This window comes from Cesiribacter sp. SM1 (genome assembly GCF_020178975.1).
In the GTDB taxonomy this organism is placed as follows: domain Bacteria; phylum Bacteroidota; class Bacteroidia; order Cytophagales; family Cyclobacteriaceae; genus Cesiribacter.
In genome coordinates, this window is the sequence record NZ_JAHXBU010000090.1 from 314,056 (window position 1) to 332,257 (window position 18,202).

General features: G+C 49.2%; 14 protein-coding genes. 10 read left to right on the plus strand and 4 right to left on the minus strand.

Going from position 1 to position 18,202, the window contains the following annotated elements; all coding sequences use genetic code 11:
• Positions 1 to 118 precede the first annotated feature (118 nt).
• The 5 genes from KWJ01_RS17820 (at position 119) to KWJ01_RS17840 (ending at position 7,283) form a co-directional block, all read left to right on the plus strand.
• A complete protein-coding gene (locus KWJ01_RS17820; protein WP_224998277.1) occupies positions 119 to 2,248 on the plus strand; it encodes an alpha-N-acetylglucosaminidase in 2,130 nt (709 codons plus the stop codon).
• Between the two features lie 71 nt (positions 2,249 to 2,319).
• Complete coding sequence (locus KWJ01_RS17825) at positions 2,320 to 4,605, plus strand: alpha-N-acetylglucosaminidase (protein ID WP_224998279.1); 2,286 nt, start codon at positions 2,320 to 2,322, stop codon at positions 4,603 to 4,605.
• Between the two features lie 76 nt (positions 4,606 to 4,681).
• Positions 4,682 to 6,070: a Gfo/Idh/MocA family protein gene (locus KWJ01_RS17830; RefSeq protein ID WP_224998281.1), complete on the plus strand. Its 1,389-nt coding sequence runs from the start codon at positions 4,682 to 4,684 to the stop codon at positions 6,068 to 6,070.
• Positions 6,071 to 6,127: 57 nt separating this feature from the next.
• Positions 6,128 to 6,922: a HipA family kinase gene (locus KWJ01_RS17835; protein ID WP_224998283.1), complete on the plus strand. Its 795-nt coding sequence runs from the start codon at positions 6,128 to 6,130 to the stop codon at positions 6,920 to 6,922.
• Positions 6,900 to 7,283: a DUF3037 domain-containing protein gene (locus KWJ01_RS17840; RefSeq protein WP_224998285.1), complete on the plus strand. Its 384-nt coding sequence runs from the start codon at positions 6,900 to 6,902 to the stop codon at positions 7,281 to 7,283. Before KWJ01_RS17835 ends, KWJ01_RS17840 begins: the two co-directional genes overlap by 23 nt.
• Before the next feature lie 173 nt (positions 7,284 to 7,456).
• Here KWJ01_RS17840 and KWJ01_RS17845 read toward each other — a convergent pair whose 3' ends face one another.
• Positions 7,457 to 8,257, minus strand: coding sequence for a TrkA C-terminal domain-containing protein (locus KWJ01_RS17845; protein WP_224998287.1), 801 nt, complete (start codon positions 8,255 to 8,257; stop codon positions 7,457 to 7,459).
• Positions 8,258 to 8,377: 120 nt separating this feature from the next.
• Positions 8,378 to 10,267 carry an ABC-F family ATP-binding cassette domain-containing protein gene (locus KWJ01_RS17850; RefSeq protein ID WP_224998288.1) on the minus strand — a complete coding sequence of 630 codons (1,890 nt, stop codon included), beginning with the start codon at positions 10,265 to 10,267 and terminating at the stop codon, positions 8,378 to 8,380.
• Between the two features lie 345 nt (positions 10,268 to 10,612).
• Between KWJ01_RS17850 and KWJ01_RS17855 the strand changes: the two genes are divergently transcribed.
• Both KWJ01_RS17855 and KWJ01_RS17860 read left to right on the plus strand, forming a co-directional pair.
• Positions 10,613 to 11,413 carry a murein L,D-transpeptidase catalytic domain family protein gene (locus KWJ01_RS17855; RefSeq protein ID WP_224998289.1) on the plus strand — a complete coding sequence of 267 codons (801 nt, stop codon included), beginning with the start codon at positions 10,613 to 10,615 and terminating at the stop codon, positions 11,411 to 11,413.
• 85 nt (positions 11,414 to 11,498) lie between these two features.
• Entirely contained in the window at positions 11,499 to 12,293 is a 795-nt protein-coding gene (locus KWJ01_RS17860; RefSeq protein WP_224998290.1) for a murein L,D-transpeptidase catalytic domain family protein, read from the plus strand.
• 13 nt (positions 12,294 to 12,306) lie between these two features.
• On the opposite strand, the gene KWJ01_RS17865 is transcribed toward KWJ01_RS17860, so the two are convergent.
• Entirely contained in the window at positions 12,307 to 12,792 is a 486-nt protein-coding gene (locus KWJ01_RS17865; protein ID WP_224998291.1) for a hypothetical protein, read from the minus strand.
• Positions 12,793 to 13,373: 581 nt separating this feature from the next.
• On the opposite strand from KWJ01_RS17865, the gene KWJ01_RS17870 reads away from it, so the two are divergent.
• On the plus strand, positions 13,374 to 14,585 hold the full coding sequence (locus KWJ01_RS17870) for a S8 family serine peptidase (protein WP_224998292.1): 1,212 nt from the start codon (positions 13,374 to 13,376) through the stop codon (positions 14,583 to 14,585).
• 79 nt (positions 14,586 to 14,664) lie between these two features.
• On the opposite strand, the gene ade is transcribed toward KWJ01_RS17870, so the two are convergent.
• Positions 14,665 to 16,299, minus strand: coding sequence for an adenine deaminase (gene ade / locus KWJ01_RS17875; protein WP_224998293.1), 1,635 nt, complete (start codon positions 16,297 to 16,299; stop codon positions 14,665 to 14,667).
• 241 nt (positions 16,300 to 16,540) lie between these two features.
• Here ade and cmk point away from each other — a divergent pair, with 241 nt between their 5' ends.
• Positions 16,541 to 17,242 (plus strand): (d)CMP kinase, encoded by a 702-nt coding sequence (gene cmk, locus KWJ01_RS17880; RefSeq protein WP_224998295.1) that lies wholly within the window; start codon positions 16,541 to 16,543, stop codon positions 17,240 to 17,242.
• Positions 17,239 to 18,138: a 4-hydroxy-3-methylbut-2-enyl diphosphate reductase gene (locus KWJ01_RS17885; protein WP_224998297.1), complete on the plus strand. Its 900-nt coding sequence runs from the start codon at positions 17,239 to 17,241 to the stop codon at positions 18,136 to 18,138. The genes cmk and KWJ01_RS17885 overlap by 4 nt, the downstream gene beginning before the upstream one ends.
• Positions 18,139 to 18,202 lie beyond the last annotated feature (64 nt).

Sequence of the window (18,202 nt, forward strand, 5' to 3'; positions counted from 1 at the left end):
TTCCCTTTTTGCCTGGGCTGATCGGCTGAAAGATTTAGATCTTAAACTTATGCTTATGCAGAAGCACTACATCGCTTTACTTTTTTTACTCCTCTTTGCAATTTCATGCACAAACCCTGTGCAAACGCAGGGCGAAGCTACCACCACCAGCACTCAAAGCAATGAAATAACCGCTGCAAGGGGCGTTATACAACGCCTGATCGGCGACAGGGCAGAAGACATAGCACTGGAAATAATTCCTGCAGATGAGGGGCTGGATACCTACGAAATAGAAGCCAGTGGGGGAAAGCTAACTGTGCGCGGCAGCAGTACAGTAGCCTTAACCTTTGGCTTTTACCAGTACCTGAAAAAAGCCACCAACAGTATGGTGAGCTGGAGTGGCGAGCACCTAAACCTGCCCGCCCGCTGGCCCGACTACGCACTGGAGCACCGGGCCTCCCCCTATAAGTATCGTTATTTTTTAAATGTAGTAACCTACGGCTATACCACCCCTTACTGGGATTGGGAACGTTGGGAAAAAGAACTCGACTGGATGGCCCTGCATGGGGTAAACATGCCCCTGGCCGTAGTGGGCAGCGAAGCCATTGCAGAGCGTGTCTGGAAACAGCTGGGGCTAAGCAATACCGAAATCAGGGAATTTTTTACCGGCCCGGCACATTTGCCCTGGCACCGCATGGGCAACCTGAATAAATGGGATGGCCCTATTCCCGATGGCTGGCACGAAGACCAGCTGGCACTACAGCATAAAATACTAGACCGCATGCACGAGCTGGGCTTTGAGCCCATTGCCCCAGCTTTTGCAGGTTTTGTGCCCGAGGGCTTTAAAAAGAAGCATCCCGAGCTAAAAGTAAATGCGCTGAAATGGGGCGGTTTCCCGCAGGAATATAATGCCTATGTGTTGCCTCCTGATTCTCCCTTTTTTGAAAAGATCGGGAAGCTGTTTGTGGAGGAGTGGGAAAAGGAATTCGGGAAGAACAAGTTTTACCTCTCCGACAGCTTTAACGAAATGGATGTGCCTGTTCCCAAGGACGATCCCGAACAAAAGTATGAGCTGCTGGCTGGCTATGGAGAGTCTATCTACAAATCTATTGTGGCAGGTAATCCCGATGCCGTTTGGGTAACCCAGGGCTGGACCTTCGGCTGGCAACATGAGTTTTGGGATAAAAAGACCCTGCAGGCCATGATGTCGCGGGTACCCGATGATAAAATGGTGATCCTGGACCTGGCCAACGAATACCCCGAGCTGGTATGGGACATTCCGCTTGTCTGGAAGGAGCATGAAGGGTACTACGGCAAGCAATGGGTGTACAGCTATGTACCCAACTTCGGTGGCAAAACGCCGTATACCGGCGTGCTTTCCATGTATGCTTCAGGTGCTATCGATGCCCTCAACTCTCCCTATAGCGAAAACCTGATTGGTTTCGGCTCGGCCCCGGAAGGCATCGAAAACAATGAAGTAGTATATGAGCTGTTGGCAGACATGGGCTGGGCAAAAGAAAAGATAGACCTTGACGAGTGGATGGAGGAATACAGCCGTGCCCGCTATGGTGCCTATCCGCAACAGATGGAAACAGCCTGGGAGCAGCTCCGGGAATCGGTATACAGCAGCTTTTCGCCCTATCCCCGTTTTGTATGGCAGCTGGTAGTGCCCGATACCCGCAGAAAGGGCAGCGTGCATTCCGATCCGCTCTTCCTCAGAGGGATTGAAAATTTCCTGGACAGTTCCGAGGAGTTGAAAGAAAGTGAGCTGTACCGCAACGATGCCATTGAGCTTGCCATGCACTACCTGGGCATCAAAGCAGATGAATACTACCAGCAGGCCCTTGCAGCCAAAGCAGCCAACAACGAAGCCGCAAAAAAAGAAGCCGGCGAAAAAGCCATCAGCATTCTGCAAAATATTGACCGCCTGCTGGAGTCACATCCGACCAACAGGCTGGAGCCCTGGATCGGCTTTGCCCGCTCGCACGGTAAGAACGAGCAGGAAAAGGACTACTATGAAGCAAACGCCAAACGGCTGATCACGACCTGGGGTGGCTTCCAGGAAGATTATGCAGCCCGGCTCTGGAGCGGGCTTATCCGCGACTATTACATTCCGCGTATCAGGCAGCACCTCTTTGAACCGGCTGTGGATGTTGATGCCTGGGAGGAAAAATGGATCAATACCCCCGGCATGAGTGCTGTTGCCCCGTTTGAGGATCCGCTGGCAAAGGCAAAGCAGCTGGTAGGGGAGTTCAGGAGGAATAATTAACCTCCGGCCACTGGTACTTTTACTAAATAGATTGGAAATCAATGCTGGCCGGAAATTAAAACATTATCAGAATGAAGCAGGCCCAATACATAAGGTATAAAAGCGTAGGTATAGCAGGGCTAATGCTCTCGCTACTGCTGCTGTTCTATTGTACAGAACAGCCTGCAAACACAGCCGATGCTCCAGCAGCATACACAAGCACAATAGCTGCAGAAGATAGTACCAAAGCTATTTATGGCCTGATCAGGCGGGTGGTGCCGGAGCACGCCGATAATTTTGTTGTGGAATTTATTCCAAAGGCGGGAGACAGGGATGTGTATGAGATTGAAAGCCGTGACGGAAAAATCATTTTAAGGGGCAACAATGGTGTTTCTGTAGCCAGTGCGCTCAATCATTACCTGAAATACTACACCAACAGCAGCATTAGCTGGAATGGCACCAACCTGAATATTCCAGACCCCATGCCTGCGGTGCCGCAGAAAGTTCGTAAAACCAGCCCCTACCAATACCGCTACTACCTCAACTACTGTACCTTTAACTACACCATGAGCTGGTGGGACTGGGAGCGCTGGCAGTGGGAGATCGACTGGATGGCCCTGAACGGCATCAACATGCCCCTGGCTGTAACCGGCCAGAATGCCATACACCGCAGGGTGTACAAAAGCCTGGGCTTAACCGATAAAGACCTGGAGACCTTTTTCAGCGGCCCTGCCTACTTCAGCTGGTTCTGGATGGGGAATCTTGATGGCTGGGCCGGCCCTCTGCCCGTAAGCTGGATGGAAAGCCATGAAGCCCTGCAAAAGCAGATACTGGAACAGGAGAGAGGCCTGGGTATGACCCCCATACTACCCGCCTTCACCGGCCATGTACCGCCGGCCTTTAAAGATAAGTTCCCAAATGCCAGGCTGAAAAAGACCAACTGGGATGGCATGTTCCCGGATGTGTACCTGCTGGATCCGGATGATCCCATGTTTGTGGAGATCGGGAAGAAGTTTATCGAAGAAGAGATCAGGACCTACGGCACAGATCATTTTTATACCTCCGATACTTTCAATGAAAATGAGCCACCCTCCAGCGACTCCACCTTCCTTAGCAATGTAGGGGAAAAGGTCTACCAGTCCATGGCCGCTGCCGATCCGGACGCTACCTGGATCATGCAGGGCTGGTTGTTTCACTTCTCCAGGGATTTCTGGCAGCCAGCGCAAACACGTGCCATGCTGGGAGCGGTGCCTGATGATAAAATGATCATACTGGACCTCTGGAGCGAAAAGAACCCAATGTGGCGCAAGACCAATGCCTACTATGGCAAGCCCTGGATCTGGAACATGCTGCACAACTTCGGGGGCAATGTGAATATGTACGGTTTGATGGACAGGGTAGCCACAGCACCCTCCCAGGCCCTGCACCATCCCGAAAGGGGGAAGATGGTAGGCATTGGCCTTACACCCGAGGGTATTGAGCATAACCCGGTGATGTACGACCTGATGATGGAAAATGCCTGGACAGATGAGCCGATAGAGATAGACAGCTGGCTCAAAGATTACGCCCGCCGCCGCTATGGTGCAGCAAGCGAGCAGGCAGACAAGGCCTGGCAAATCCTTCGCAGAACCGTTTATGCTGATAGTGTAACCAATGGAGGCCCCGAGTCTATCGTCGCCGGCCGCCCCACCTTCAGCAGAAATACAGGCGGTATTACCACCAACTTTACCTACGAGCCCATGGAGCTGGTGAATGCCTGGGACCACCTGGCAGCAGCCTCAGACCAGCTGCAGGGGAGCGAAGGCTACCAGTTCGACCTGGTGGACCTCACCCGGCAGGTGATGGCTAATTATGCCACCAACATTCAGCAGCAGTTTGCCCGCGATTATGAGAACAAAGATCTGGAGGCATTCAAAAAGCACAGTGCAGAGTTTATTGCCCTGATAGAGGATATGGACCGGCTGCTGGCAACCCGGGAAGATTTTCTGCTGGGCCGCTGGCTTAATGCTGCAAAAAGCTGGGCTACCACAGCAGAAGAAAAAGAGCTCTATGAAAGAAATGCCCGCAACCTGATTACCTTATGGGGAGACAAGGACAGCAAGCTGCGGGAGTATAGCAACAGGCAGTGGTCGGGCTTGTTAAGCGGCTATTACAAAAAGCGCTGGCAGCAGTACTTCGACTATGTGATGAGCCAGATGGAAAAGGGGCAGCAGATAGATCAGAAAGCCTTTGATGAAAAGATCAAAGAATGGGAGTGGCAATGGGTGCACAGCAATGAAAGCTATCCCCATCAGCCGCAGGGACAGCCGGTTACAGTAGCCAAAGAAATGTACAGTAAATATAATGAGCTGATAAAGAGCAGGTATAGGCTTCAATGACAGGTATAGAATTCAATAGTAAGAAACAGGCTTGGCTGTTCAATTGAACCACGCAGCAGCATTAAAATAAGAGATCATGAACCGCAGAAACTTACTTAAATCATTAGGCTTAGGCATTGGTGCCGCAGTTATCAGCACCGATGCACTTGCCAGGCTGGGCGAGAACCGCTATGGCTACAGGATACCCCCAAATCCTATGCACAAGCCAATGGCTAAGCCAGTTACCGCCATTACCCTGGGGGCAGGAAACAGGGGTACGGTATATGGAAATTTTGCGGCCAGTTTTCCGGATCAGCTCAAAATGGTTGGAGTGGCTGAGCCCATTCCCTACAGAAATAACAAGTTTGCCCAAAAGCATGCCATACCACAGGCCAACCGCTTCGATACCTGGGAGCGGGTTTTTGAGCGGCCAAAGTTTGCAGATGCCATTGTTATTTCCACCCCCGACAGGATGCACTATGCCCCCTGCATGAAGGCGCTCTCCATGGGCTATGATATTCTGCTTGAGAAACCCATTGCCCCCACTGAAAAAGAATGCCGTGATATACTGGCCCTGGCCAAAGAAAACGGCAGGATTGTGGCGGTTTGCCACGTACTGCGCTATGCGCCCTACTTTGTAAAAATGAAGGAGCTTGTGGCGGAGGGTGCCATTGGCGAGATCATCAGTGTGCAGCACTTCGAGCCAATAGAACACACGCATATGGCACACTCTTATGTGCGCGGCAACTGGCATAATTCTAAAGAAACTACGCCCATTATCCTTGCAAAGTCATGCCACGACCTGGATATTATTAAATGGGTAATTAACAAGCCCAGCAGGCAAATAGTGGCCATGGGCGACCTGAAGTGGTTTAAGCGCGAAAATGCTCCTGAGGGAAGCACCGACCGCTGCACCGATGGTTGCCTGGTAGAGCGGGAGTGCCCCTATTCAGCCATAAAAGAGTACCACGACCGCCGCCACCGCACCAAGGTACTGGACCTGCCAGAAGATAAATCGAAGCATAGTGCTGTGATCATGGAAAGGCTTAGAACTACCAATTATGGCCGCTGTGTTTATCGTATGGAAAACGACCAGCCAGATCATTACATCACCAGCATTATGTTTGCCGATGGGGTTACCGCTAATTTCTCCATGGAGGCCTTTACTTCCTACCACGGCCGGCGTACCCGTGTAATGGGTTCCATGGGCGATATGGTAGGCGACATGGACGAACTGGTGATTACCGATTTCCGCACCCGCGAATCTTTGAAGTTTATTCCGCAGGCCGAAGATGTGGAAGGCTACAAGAACAGCGGGCATGGGGGAGGCGACTGGCTGCTGGTACGCGATTTTGTGCAGGCAGTAGCGCAGCAGAATCCTGCTATCCTTACCTCTACCATCGACGAATCCATTGAAAGCCACGTAATGGGCTTTATGGCCGAAGAGAGCCGGAAGCAGAAAAAAGTAATGGACATCAGCATGTAAGGCGCAAAAAACAAAAAATTGTTCGCTTGCATCAGTTGTTTTGCTGAGATTTAGGGCATGAAATACGATCCGGAGCTAAGGACAGTTCAGGTAACCCGCTATGTTACTCCTTTGCGTGAGGGCGGCTCACTGCCGGCCATTGTAGAGGCTGATGATGATTTTCTGTACGTGCTGAAGTTCAGGGGAGCAGGGCAGGGGGCAAAGGCACTGATTGCCGAGCTGCTTGGCGGAGAAATAGCACGCGCCCTCGGCTTTAAAGTGCCCGAGCTTGTATACGCCCAGCTGGATGAGGCCTTTGGCCGCACAGAGCCTGATGAGGAAATCCAGGATCTGCTCCGGGCCAGTGAGGGGCTTAACCTGGCGCTCCATTACCTGCAGAGTGCCATTACCTTTGATGCACTTGTTACGCAGGTAAATCCTCTGCTGGCTTCGCAGATTGTATGGTTCGATTGCCTGATCACTAACGTTGACCGCACCCCCCGCAACACCAATATGCTGATGTGGCACAAAGAACTGTGGCTCATCGATCATGGTGCTTCCTTCTTTTTTCATCACTCCTGGCAGGACATTGAAAAACAGGCCATGCGGCCCTTTGTGCAGATAAAGGACCATGTGCTGTTGCAGCAGGCTACCGCTTTAGAAGAAGTGGATAGGGCCTTTAGTGCCCTGCTCACACCTGAATTGATCGATTCTATCGTATCTTTGATCCCCGATGAGTGGCTGGTGATAGACTCACCTTTTGAAACTGCAGAAGAGCACCGCCAGGCGTACAGCCAATACCTGAAAACCCGGATTGCAAACACAGAAGTTTTTGTCAAAGAAGCACAGCATGCAAGAGAAGCACTTATTTGAATACGCCATTATTCGCGTTGTGCCGTGTGTGGAACGACAGGAATTTATGAATGTAGGAGTGATCGTCTACTGCTCTTCACAGGGCTTTCTGCAGACTCAGTACGAACTGGACAGGGAGCGCCTCAAAGCTTTTTCTGATAAGCTGGATGTTGAAGAACTGGAGGAGCGATTACAGGCTTTTGTACGGATCTGCAAAGGCGGTAATAATGGCGGCACCATAGGCAAACTACCCATTGCATCGCGCTTTCGCTGGCTCACCGCTACCCGCAGTACGGTTGTGCAAACCTCACCTGTGCACCCCGGCTTTTGTGTAAATGCACAGGAAAAGCTGGCGCAACTGCACGCACAGCTGGTTCAGTAAGCTAAGCAGGTGATCTTGTTGACTTTTGCTTCTTTTTCTTTATCAGAAGGTAGGTGGGGTGCCATTTGCTGTGCCAGGGAATGCTGGCTTGCTAAGAGTTCCCGGGAGCTTCCCCTTTCGATGTTATCTCCCTGCCAGTGAGGACATAGAATAGAAAGATGCCGCTGCCAGCACTATTTATGTTCTTTCTCCTGCTGTTTTTCCACTTTCTGCTGATCTACCTCCCGCTCTATAGTTTTTGCCTCCTGGTGTTTTTGTACACCTTTCAAATGTTCCAGGTGCGCCCGTTCATCTTTACGGCGTTGCAGCAGGCTTTTAATGATGGAGCTGCGGCCATAAACTATTACAGTGTCGCCCGTAAGAATAAGGGTATCATGCCCGGGCACACCCAGGTAGCTGCCATCCTGCCGGGTAACGCCAAGGATGTAAACCCCTTCTTTTGAAAGAGCCAGCTCGGCCAGGGTGCAGTTAGACATCCAGTGGTTTTCCTTCACAAACAGCTCTGCAATTTTATATTCGCCACCCAGGTGTAGTATGCCTGCATAATCCTGCACAGTTAAGTCGGTATAGCGGTGCAGAGCCCAGTTAATGATACGGCTTAAAAGCTGGTTGAACAGCTTGCTGGAGAATAGCAGCCAGAGAGAAATTACGCCCAGTACAATCAGTGCAAGGCGCAGGTATAGCGGGATATCCCCCTTGTCATTGCCTAAAAATGTTAGTACCAGTGTTGCTACTACCGATACAATACCGGCATTTCCCAGCAGCATCAGCACCATTACAATTTTGCGGCGCAGGGGGTGGTTTACAATGTTTTCGGCTTCTTTGGTGGCATAGCCCACGCCGGTAAAAATAGAGCGTGCCTGAAATTGGGCCGACTGCCGGCTAAGCCCCGTGTGCATCAGTGCAATGGTGGCAACTTTGGTGATCAGGAAGGAGAATGAAAGAATCAGAATCAGTGTAATAACAGCAATCATGGTTAAGCAGGTGCTCTATGCTGATTAACCATAAACTGTGCAGAAGGTTGTAGGGCCCCGGCAAAGAACAACTTCCTTGCCGGGGCCCTACCTGCATCTAATGCTATGCCTGCGTTGGCTTTAAGCCAGGTCGCTTAGCTCCAGCCAGCGCATCTCTTTTTCGTCCAGCTGTTCGTTTATTGTTTCCAGCTCCTGGCCCAGGGCCATCAGCGCTTCATGGTCGCCGCCCTTGTTCATTTTCTGCACCAGCTCTTCTTTCTTCTTATTAAGCTGTGCAATTTCCTTTTCCAGCTGCTCAAACTCCTTTTGTTCCTTATAGCTAAGCTTGCGCTTTTCAATTACAGGTTTGGCTACAACTGGAGCCTCAACCTGTTTCACAGGGGCTGCTTTAGCCTGGGGTTTTGCGCTTTCAGCAGCATCTTCCTCCTCCTTGGCCTCACGCCAGTCGGTATAGTTGCCCGGGAAGTCGCGGATCTGGCCTTCACCAAATACAAATAGGTGGTCTACCAGGCGGTCCATGAAGTAACGGTCGTGCGATACAATTACCAGGCAGCCACCATAATTTGCCAGAAAATCTTCCAGCACGTTCAGCGTGCTGATGTCAAGGTCGTTGGTAGGCTCGTCGAGGATCAGGAAGTTGGGATTCTGCATCAGGATGCGCAGCATCTGCAGCCTGCGCTTTTCGCCCCCGCTTAGCTTGCCTACCAGGGTATACTGCTGATCGCCGTTAAACCCAAACTCCAGCAGCAGCTGGCCTGCAGTAAGGGTGCGGCCGTCGGCCATGGGTATTACCTCGGCAACCTCTTTCACTACCTCAATTACCCGCATGTTGGGATCAAAGATCTGCTCCTCCTGCCGGTAGTAGCCTACCTGCAGGGTCTGGCCGGCATCTACTGTGCCGGTATCGGGTTTGATGGCACCGGTGATGATGTTCAGGAAAGTACTTTTGCCTGCACCATTCGGACCTATCAGGCCGATTTTATCACCTCTTAAGAATTTATAGCTGAAAGGTTCAAACAGCTTTTTGTCGCCATAGCTTTTGCTGATGTTCTCCAGCTCCAGCACTTTGCTGCCCAGGCGGCGGCCAATGGTTTGCAGCTGTATGTCTTTCTCGCCCACCTTCTGGCTTGCTTTTTCTTTCAGGTCTTCGAAGGCATCGAGCCTGTATTTGGCCTTGGTACCACGTGCTTTTGGCTGGCGGCGTACCCAGTCCAGCTCCTTGCGCATCAGGTTGCGGGCCTTGTCTACCTCAGCCTGCTGCTGCTCCTGGCGCTCGGCTTTTTTCTCGAGGTAATAGCTATAGCTGCCATGGTAACCATAAAGTTTTGTGCCTGAAAGCTCCAGTACCTCGTTGGTTACCTGCTCCATAAAGTAGCGGTCGTGGGTAACCATCAGCAGGCTAAGCTGTGCTTTGCTAAGGTAATCTTCCAGCCACTCAATTGCGGGAAGGTCAAGGTGGTTGGTAGGCTCATCCAGCAGCAGGAAGTGAGGGCGCTCCAGCAGGGTTTTGGCAAGGGCCACCCTGCGGCGCTGGCCACCACTCATGGAATCGATGGGCTGCTGCATGTCATGAATATCCAGCTTGCCTAGTATCTGTTTTACACTGCTTTCATAGTCCCAGAGGTTCTGGCTGTCGATTTCCGACATTACCACCTGGAAACGATCACTGAGTTCAGGTTTTTCGCTAATAGCCTCCAGCAGGTATTCGTATTCCGATACCAGGGAGAGGGCAGGATTGCTGCTGTCGAACAGCGCCTCACGCACCGAATGGCCGGGGGTAAACTTAGGGTGCTGGGGCAGGTAGCCTACCTGCACACCATTTCTGTACACCACCTGGCCCGCATCTGGTGCTTCGGCTGATGCCAGAATTTTAATAAGCGTACTTTTACCGGTTCCATTTCGGCCAATCAAGGCTACTTTCTGGCCCTGGCCAATGCCAAAGGTAATATCCTGAAACAGCTGTCGCTGATTGTATTGTTTGGAAAGATTTTCTACAGATAGCAAATTCATGGTGCAAAGGTAGATACTATTGCTGTAAAGAGAACTATACAGTTATCTATCGGTTTAAAAGAACCTTTTCTTTGTACATTATCCTGATGAAAAAATAGGGCTGGGCGCTGCGCTGCATCGGCAGCGAAAGATTTTCTTATAAAAATTTTAGGGTTCGGGCACCAAAAATGCTTTGGCGCGTTAAGAAAAAGGGCAGCAGACGCTGGTGTTTAAAAATAGGATAAAATATAGTATAAAGTTGTATTTTACCGAACTATGCCCCCGGGTATCCTGTTTTATTAGTAGAGGCAGCAAAGAAAATTTTTTGCTGAAAGACAATAGATGTAGAATGTAAAACAAGTGTTCATGAGGCTCAAAGTGTTATCCCTTATTTTTATCTTTTTTTCACTGGCCGCGCTGGCAGGCAGTGGTGAAGCAATTAATTCAAGCTCCAATAATGATAAATTATTGGCATCTGCGGCAGAAGCAGAAGTCACAGCAGACAATAATTCTAAGTTACTGCTGGCCGAAGAAAAGCTTAATCAACTGTACAGGAGTATAGACTATGGCAAAAATGCCCGGCCTGCTTATGATGTTTTTCGCAAGGGCATGGTTGGCTATTTAAATCTACTTCGCCAGGATAAGATTTCAAACAAGGGTATACTTACCATCATTGACTTCAGCATTCCTTCCGTTAAAAAAAGATTGTGGGTGTTTGACCTGAAAAACCGCAAATTACTTTTTCACGATCTGGTAGCACATGGCAAAAACAGTGGCCACAATATTGCTAACGCATTTTCAAACATTCCGGAATCAAACCAGAGCAGCCTGGGCTTTTATGTTACAGCTAATACCTATGTGGGCAAGCATGGTTTAAGTCTTCGCCTGAAAGGGCAGGAAACAGGCTTTAACGATAAGGCCATGGCCAGGGCTATTGTGATGCATGGTGCTGATTATGTAAATACTTCTATCATAAAAAGTATGGGCCGCCTGGGCCGCAGCTTTGGTTGCCCGGCCTTATCACGAGCCATTTCAGATCAGGTAATCAATACCGTAGCTGACCGTACCTGCCTCTTTATTTACCACCCCTCAAAAGAGTATCTCGATAATTCGGTTTACCTCCAGGAGGCTGGTGCCATAGATTACCTGCTGGCAACAAACATATGAGATTCAGTTTTTTACAGCATTGGAAGCCGGTTTAATAACCGGCTTTTTTTGTAACATCAGGCCTGCATCTGCCGAATACTATTATATGCAGAAACGTTTACTTACCCTTATTACTACTTCTTTTTTATCATTCAAATCCATGGATGTGTTCAGCAGCGATACTGATGTGCTGGATAATACAGAGCATTTTGGAAGTGAGCTAAAACGTCAGATAGCAGAGCAGAGTATACTGAATTATTATAACAACATTGATTTTGGTGATGCTGCCAAGCCGGAGTATAGTACCTTCCGCAAGGCGATGATAGGTTATCTTAACCTCCAGAATCAGAAAAAGCTGGGAGAAAAGCAGGTAATCACAATCATTGATTATAGTTTGCCTTCTACCGAGAAGCGTTTATGGGTAATTAACCTGAAAGCAAAGAAGCTGCTGTTCCACGAACTGGTAGCTCATGGCCGGAACAGTGGTAATTTGTATGCTTCCAACTTCTCCAACAGAATGAACTCAAATGCTACCAGCCTGGGCTTTTATATTACCGGAGAAACCTATACCGGTAAATTTGGCAGGGCCCTTAGGCTCGACGGACAGGAACTGGGCATTAACAACAGGGCCAGGGAAAGGGGGGTAGTAATGCATGGTGCCGACTACGTTAGCGAAGCCATTGCAGCTGCAGGCCGCCTGGGCAGAAGCTTGGGGTGCCCTGCATTAGCCTGGGATAATAAGGATGAGATCATTGATGCCATCATGAATAAAACGGTGATGTACATCAATGGCTCCGATTTTCAGTATGATGCAAAAAGCCTGCTCCTTAATGCAGAACAGGCTTTTGAAACACTTGCATCCCGGGGTTTCGAATTTACCAGGAAGCTACGGTCACTTTAGGTAGGGTAGAAGACTAGATATTTCTGCCTTCAAAATTATTGCCCTGCTGTTGTTGCTGCTGTGTGGAATCGGTAGCCTGGCTGCCAGTAGCACTATTTTGTGGCTCGCTGGCTGAGTAAGCAGTACCAGCATTGTTTTCGCCATAGTTGGCGCTGCCATAAGTAGCATTAGCGGTATTGGTGTCACCAGCGTTAGTGCCGCCTGTATAAGCTCCTCCTGATGTGCCGGATTGTTTGCGGGTAAAGGTCGATTCAAACGCCTTTCTTAGTTCAAGGGCAGCACCCTTCAGGTGCACCTGCACTTCCCGCCACTTTTCATCGTCTTTTACAAACTCATGCAGTTCATTTTCCAGCTTATCAGTAGCCTGCCTGAGGTCTTCCATTCTTTCCGAAAATTTCGCTTCTTCGGCACCTTGCCGGGCCCGGTCCAGCAGCTGATCCAGCTTGCGGCCAAGTTCTGTCATGAAGCCTTCTATTTTTCCTTTATTCGCTTGTTCCATGTCAAAAAATGTTTTGGAGTATTTTTGATATACAATAGTATAATGACGGCAGGAGCTTATCAATAGTTCTTTTATCAACGGAAGAATAGCGCTGTTAACGGGAAAATCAGTGTTACAACTAACAGTGGTGGTGTGGACTTACTGGCTTTTCATTACATATTAGCCTGGGGTTCTGTGCCTGGACTCCCTTCCAGAGGATCGGCTTTTCAATTCGGCTTCGCTTTACTTTTCTCCATCCTTCTTTTCCTGATAAGTGAATGTTGCTTTCATCAAGTAAGTGTAGGCCTGTAGTGCGCAGACAGGTTGGCACTAGCAGCTGGAGCCGTTGTTGTACCATTGAAAATTTTTTAAATAATATACTGTGAAACAGAACTTTGCTGTAGTTGATCCGTTCAAATATGGCTTTAATTTCATGCGTAAAATGTTATTTCATTATTTTAAAATTTAACACAATAAAATTTGATATTTAGTTTTTTAATAGCTTGATTAGGTGATATACAATGAAATTATCCAAATAAGTAGTGGCTAATTATGGTGTAGTTTGTGACTTTTTAGTTTTCCAATTTTAACCTTTTTTGTTTATGCAAAACAATTACTTTCGAGGAGGTGCTGCCCTGTTGCTGGCAGCCGTTATGGGACTTTCTTCCTGTCAGCAGGATGAGGAACTGGAATCAGTAAGCACTGATTTTGTAGAGCCGGGTCAGTCTGCTATTATTGAAGGCCAGTACATTGTAGTGCTGAAAGAAGAAGCTATTAACGGAAGAATGAGTCTTTCCGGCGATTATGAGGAGCGAAAGGCTGCTGTTAAGTCTGCTGTGCTCTCTATGTTTGCGAATGCGCGTTTGAGTGAGGATATGCTGGATCAGGTTTATGGCAGTGCTATTTATGGTTTTTCTGCCAGGCTCGATGAAGCTACAGTAGCAAGGCTGCAGAAAGATCCTAAAGTGGCCTATGTAGAAAAGGACAGGATAATAATGCTGGCACCTCCTTCAGGTAAGGGGCCAGGCGGTGGCGGATCTACTGCACAGGTAACTCCCTGGGGTATTGCACGTGTAGGCGGTGCTGGTGATGGTGCCGGAAAAACTGCCTGGGTCATTGACTCTGGAATAGACCTGGATCACCCAGACCTGAATGTAGATGGCAGCCGTGGCTTTAATGCCTTTACGTCTGGCAGAGATTCTGGGGCGCCGGACGATGGCAACGGACATGGCACCCATGTAGCAGGCACTATTGCAGCCTTAAATAACAGTGTTGGAGTAGTGGGTGTTGCAGCTGGTGCTACGGTAGTGCCTGTAAAAGTGCTCGATTCAAGGGGCAGCGGTTCCTACTCCGGTGTAATTGCTGGTGTGGACTTTGTTGGTGCTAACGGAAGGAGCGGCGATGTGGCGAATATGAGTCTGGGTGGCCCTGTATCAGATGCACTTGACAGGGCTGTGGTAAATGCTTCTAATGCCAGAGGCGTAAAATTTGTACTGGCTGCGGGCAACGAAACAGATAATGCCAACAATCATTCTCCGGCCCGTGCAAATGGTCCGAACGTATATACCATTTCTGCTATGAACAGCAGCAACAGATGGGCTTCTTTCTCTAATTTTGGAAATCCACCGGTGGATTACTGTGCTCCAGGTGTAAGTATTAACTCTACCTGGAAAGAGGGCGGTTACAATTCCATCAGCGGTACTTCAATGGCCGCACCACATGCCGCAGGCGTTCTGCTCCTAGGCGCTGCAAGGACAGACGGTTACGTGAGTGGAGACCCTGATGGTAATCCTGATGCTATAATTCACAGATAGAAAAATACAGAATTATTGAAAAGAGGCCAGCGGTTGAATATCGCTGGCCTCTTTCTTATTAATAAGTGGTACTTCTATTTTAAACAAACACAGGCTTAAATTTAAAAATCTCACCATCGAAAAGTCCTTTGTCACTTAGCTTAAGGGCTGGAATCACCAGCAGGGCCATAAAGCTAAGGGTCATGAAAGGAGAGCCCAGGCGGCTTCCCATTTCTTTTGCCATCTGATCCAGGCGGCTGTACTGTTCCGCAACCTTATAGCCATCAGCGGCCGACATAAGACCGGCAATAGGCAGTGGTAATATTTCTGCTGCACCCTCGTGAACTGCTGCAATGCCACCCTGCTGTGCTATAAGCAGGTTCAGGGCTTTAGCAAGTGCTTCATCATCTACCCCTACAGCAATTAAGTTATGGCTGTCGTGGGCAACACTGGAGGCAATCGCTCCCTTTTGCAGCCCAAAGCCCTGAATAAAGGCAATGGCAGGCGGTGCATCGGTATAGCGGTTTAGCACCACCAGCTTCAGGATGTCCTGTTCTGGCATTGCCAAAGCATTGCCATGCTCAATTTTAGCAGCTTGTTCAAATGATTCTGTAATCAGCTGGCCATCCAGCGCCCGTATAACCCGGATTGTTTCTGTTTGAGCTGTGAGAGCGAGCGCTTCGGCAGTTACAGGCCTGGCAGCAAATTTATTGGGAGTCTGTGAAGAGAGGTGCTGCAGCAGCGGTCTGCCATCTTTTGCCACCAGCTGGCCCTTTAGCCATGTTTGCTCTACCCTGAATTCTTCCAGGTTGTTCACCACAATAAAATCTGCAGGATCATCCACACGCAGCTGCCCCATTGGTAAACGGTAATGGGCAACAGGATTATGGCAGGCCACCTGCACTACTTTAAAAGCATCTACCCCCAGGGCTACTGCCCGGCGTGCCAACTCGTTTATGTGTCCCTCTACCAGGCTGTCAGGGTGCTTATCATCAGAGCAGAACATCATGCCGGCCCAATGCTCACTGAGCAGGGGCGCCAGGGCATCAAAGTTGCGGGCGGCGCTGCCTTCCCTGATCAGGATCTTCATGCCGGCCGCTAATTTGTCCAGGGCTTCATCGGCAGTAAAGCATTCGTGGTCGGTGCTGATGCCGGCAGCAGCATACTGCACTGCCTGCTCACCCTTAAGGCCGGGGGCGTGTCCGTCTACTGGCTTCCCCAGCCGGTGGGCAATGGCAATTTTTTCCATCACATCGGTATCCTGATTAAGCACGCCGGGCCAGTTCATCATTTCTGCCAGGTAGCCAATGGAGGGCTGCTGCAGCAATTCTTCTATTTGCTGTGCTGTAATGGTGGCCCCTGCCGTTTCAAAAGGGGTGGCCGGCACACAGGAGGGGGCACCAAAGCAAAAGTAAAAGGGCACCTGCTCCCCGTTTTCCACCATATAGCGAACCCCGTCTACGCCCAGTACGTTGCCAATTTCATGCGGGTCGGAGATGGTAGCGCCTGTGCCATGTACAACAGCCAGGCGGGCAAATTCTGCCGGGGTGAGCATTGAGCTCTCAATGTGCACGTGTGCATCTACAAAAGGAGGCAGGAAATATTTTTCAGGGGCATGATCAATGTCTTCAATTTTACTGATCAGCCCGTTTTGCAGATAGAGACGAACAGGACGGATTTGTCGTTTAGTACAGTCAACCAGTTGTCCTTCCAGTGTGTGGGTATTTTGAGTCATTTCAGGAAAAAATCGCGGGAACCAATTCCGCTGTCAAGTAATTTTTATATTTGCAACAATTTAACGCTCATCTTGATTTTGAGAAAAGGGTTTAGAATTTTCGTATACATGATTTTGGCGCTTTCATTGGTTATAGGCGGATGCCAAACTACAAATAAAGCCCGTAAGCAGCCAAAGCGTGGCCCAATTCCCTGCCCAATAAAAGATTGTTAAGGCATAGAGGGTCATAAACCATAACCTGATGAAGAAAATTGTGATTGCCATTGACGGCTACTCGGCCTGTGGAAAAAGCTCCACAGCCAAACAGGTAGCTGCACAGCTTAACTACGCATATATCGATACCGGGGCAATGTACCGGGCCGTAACTTATTATTTTCTTCAGCACTTTATAAATCCCACCAACCCCAGGGGTGTAGAGGATGCACTAAAGAAAATCGGCATAGAATTTCACTACAATGCAAAAACCGGTGCAAATGAAACCTATCTCAATGGCTTAAACGTTGAGAAGGAGATACGTGGCATGGCAGTTTCGGAGCGGGTGAGCGAAGTAAGTGCCCTGCCTCGTGTGCGGCATTGTATGGTGGAATTACAGCGGAAAATGGGTAAGAAAAAAGGCCTGGTGATGGATGGCCGTGATATTGGCACTACTGTTTTCCCTGATGCCGAGCTGAAAATTTTCATGACCGCCGATTTTGACGAGCGGGCAGCCCGCCGCCAGCGGGAACTGCTGGATAAAAATCAGTTAGTGGCGCTGGAGGCGATCAGGGATAATCTAGCCAAGCGGGATCGTATCGATACCACCCGTGCCGAAAGCCCCCTGCGCAAAGCCGAAGATGCCTACGTAATAGACACAACGCACACTACCATGGATGAGCAGGTAAACATGATCCTGCACATGGCGCGTGAAATCATTAACCAGGAGGAATTTCAAAATAAAGGATGAAGGTTACGATCGATAAAAACTCCGGCTACTGTTTTGGGGTAGAATTTGCCATACAAATGGCAGAAGATGAAATGCCTCAGGATGGCATACTTTATTGTCTTGGCGATATTGTACACAACGACATGGAGGTAAAGCGCCTGTACGATAAAGGCTTGCGCGTTATTACCAGGGAGGAGCTGCAAAACCTTCGCGACTGCAAAGTACTGATCAGGGCGCATGGCGAGCCTCCGGAAACTTATCAGATAGCCCTTGAAAATAACCTCGAACTCATAGATGCCTCCTGTCCGGTAGTGCTAAAGCTGCAGAATAGGGTAAAGCATGCCTATGATAAAATGCAGGAAGTTGAGGGGCAGATTGTGATCTATGGTCAGAAAGGACATGCAGAGGTTATAGGCTTAACCGGCCAGACCTATGGCGAGGCCCTCGTTGTTACAACGCCGGAAGACCTGGAGGGCGTTGATTTTAGCCGGCCCGTTACACTTTTCAGCCAGACTACAAAAAGTACAAAAGGTTTCTACCATATCAAGGAATTGATAGAACAGCGCATGCAGGAGGCCAGGGGAGGCGCAGCGCTAACGGTGCTTGATTTTAATGCCAACGACAGCATTTGCCGGCAGGTGAGTAACAGAGAGCCCCAGCTTACCAGGTTTTCTCAGCAGCACGATGTAATTTTGTTTGTAAGCGGGCGCAAAAGTTCAAATGGAAAAGCACTCTATGCTGTTTGTAAGCAGTTTAACGAGAATAGCTATTTCATCGAAAACGAGTCTGAAATAGACCCTGCATGGCTGGAAAAAGCTGAAAGTGTGGGGATTTGCGGTGCAACATCAACCCCTATGTGGTTAATGGAGCGTGTAGCCGGCTATATTGAAAGCATATGCCAGCAGCAGGAAGTCTAAGCCTGATGTTTAATGTGCTTTTGGCTACCATTTATGATCGGAATCATGTTTTTATTGTCGCTTT

What these genes read in the sequence shown, in the direction of transcription:
- ade (WP_224998293.1), bottom strand. Translation starts at nt 16,299, where the DNA reads ATGACTCAAAATACCCACACACTGGAAGGACAACTGGTTGACTGTACT.
- KWJ01_RS17840 (WP_224998285.1), top strand. Translation starts at nt 6,900, where the DNA reads ATGCAAGAGAAGCACTTATTTGAATACGCCATTATTCGCGTTGTGCCG.
- KWJ01_RS17830 (WP_224998281.1), top strand. Translation starts at nt 4,682, where the DNA reads ATGAACCGCAGAAACTTACTTAAATCATTAGGCTTAGGCATTGGTGCC.
- KWJ01_RS17860 (WP_224998290.1), top strand. Translation starts at nt 11,499, where the DNA reads ATGCAGAAACGTTTACTTACCCTTATTACTACTTCTTTTTTATCATTC.
- KWJ01_RS17835 (WP_224998283.1), top strand. Translation starts at nt 6,128, where the DNA reads ATGAAATACGATCCGGAGCTAAGGACAGTTCAGGTAACCCGCTATGTT.
- KWJ01_RS17855 (WP_224998289.1), top strand. Translation starts at nt 10,613, where the DNA reads ATGAGGCTCAAAGTGTTATCCCTTATTTTTATCTTTTTTTCACTGGCC.
- KWJ01_RS17825 (WP_224998279.1), top strand. Translation starts at nt 2,320, where the DNA reads ATGAAGCAGGCCCAATACATAAGGTATAAAAGCGTAGGTATAGCAGGG.
- KWJ01_RS17850 (WP_224998288.1), bottom strand. Translation starts at nt 10,267, where the DNA reads ATGAATTTGCTATCTGTAGAAAATCTTTCCAAACAATACAATCAGCGA.
- KWJ01_RS17870 (WP_224998292.1), top strand. Translation starts at nt 13,374, where the DNA reads ATGCAAAACAATTACTTTCGAGGAGGTGCTGCCCTGTTGCTGGCAGCC.
- cmk (WP_224998295.1), top strand. Translation starts at nt 16,541, where the DNA reads ATGAAGAAAATTGTGATTGCCATTGACGGCTACTCGGCCTGTGGAAAA.
- KWJ01_RS17865 (WP_224998291.1), bottom strand. Translation starts at nt 12,792, where the DNA reads ATGGAACAAGCGAATAAAGGAAAAATAGAAGGCTTCATGACAGAACTT.
- KWJ01_RS17845 (WP_224998287.1), bottom strand. Translation starts at nt 8,257, where the DNA reads ATGATTGCTGTTATTACACTGATTCTGATTCTTTCATTCTCCTTCCTG.
- KWJ01_RS17885 (WP_224998297.1), top strand. Translation starts at nt 17,239, where the DNA reads ATGAAGGTTACGATCGATAAAAACTCCGGCTACTGTTTTGGGGTAGAA.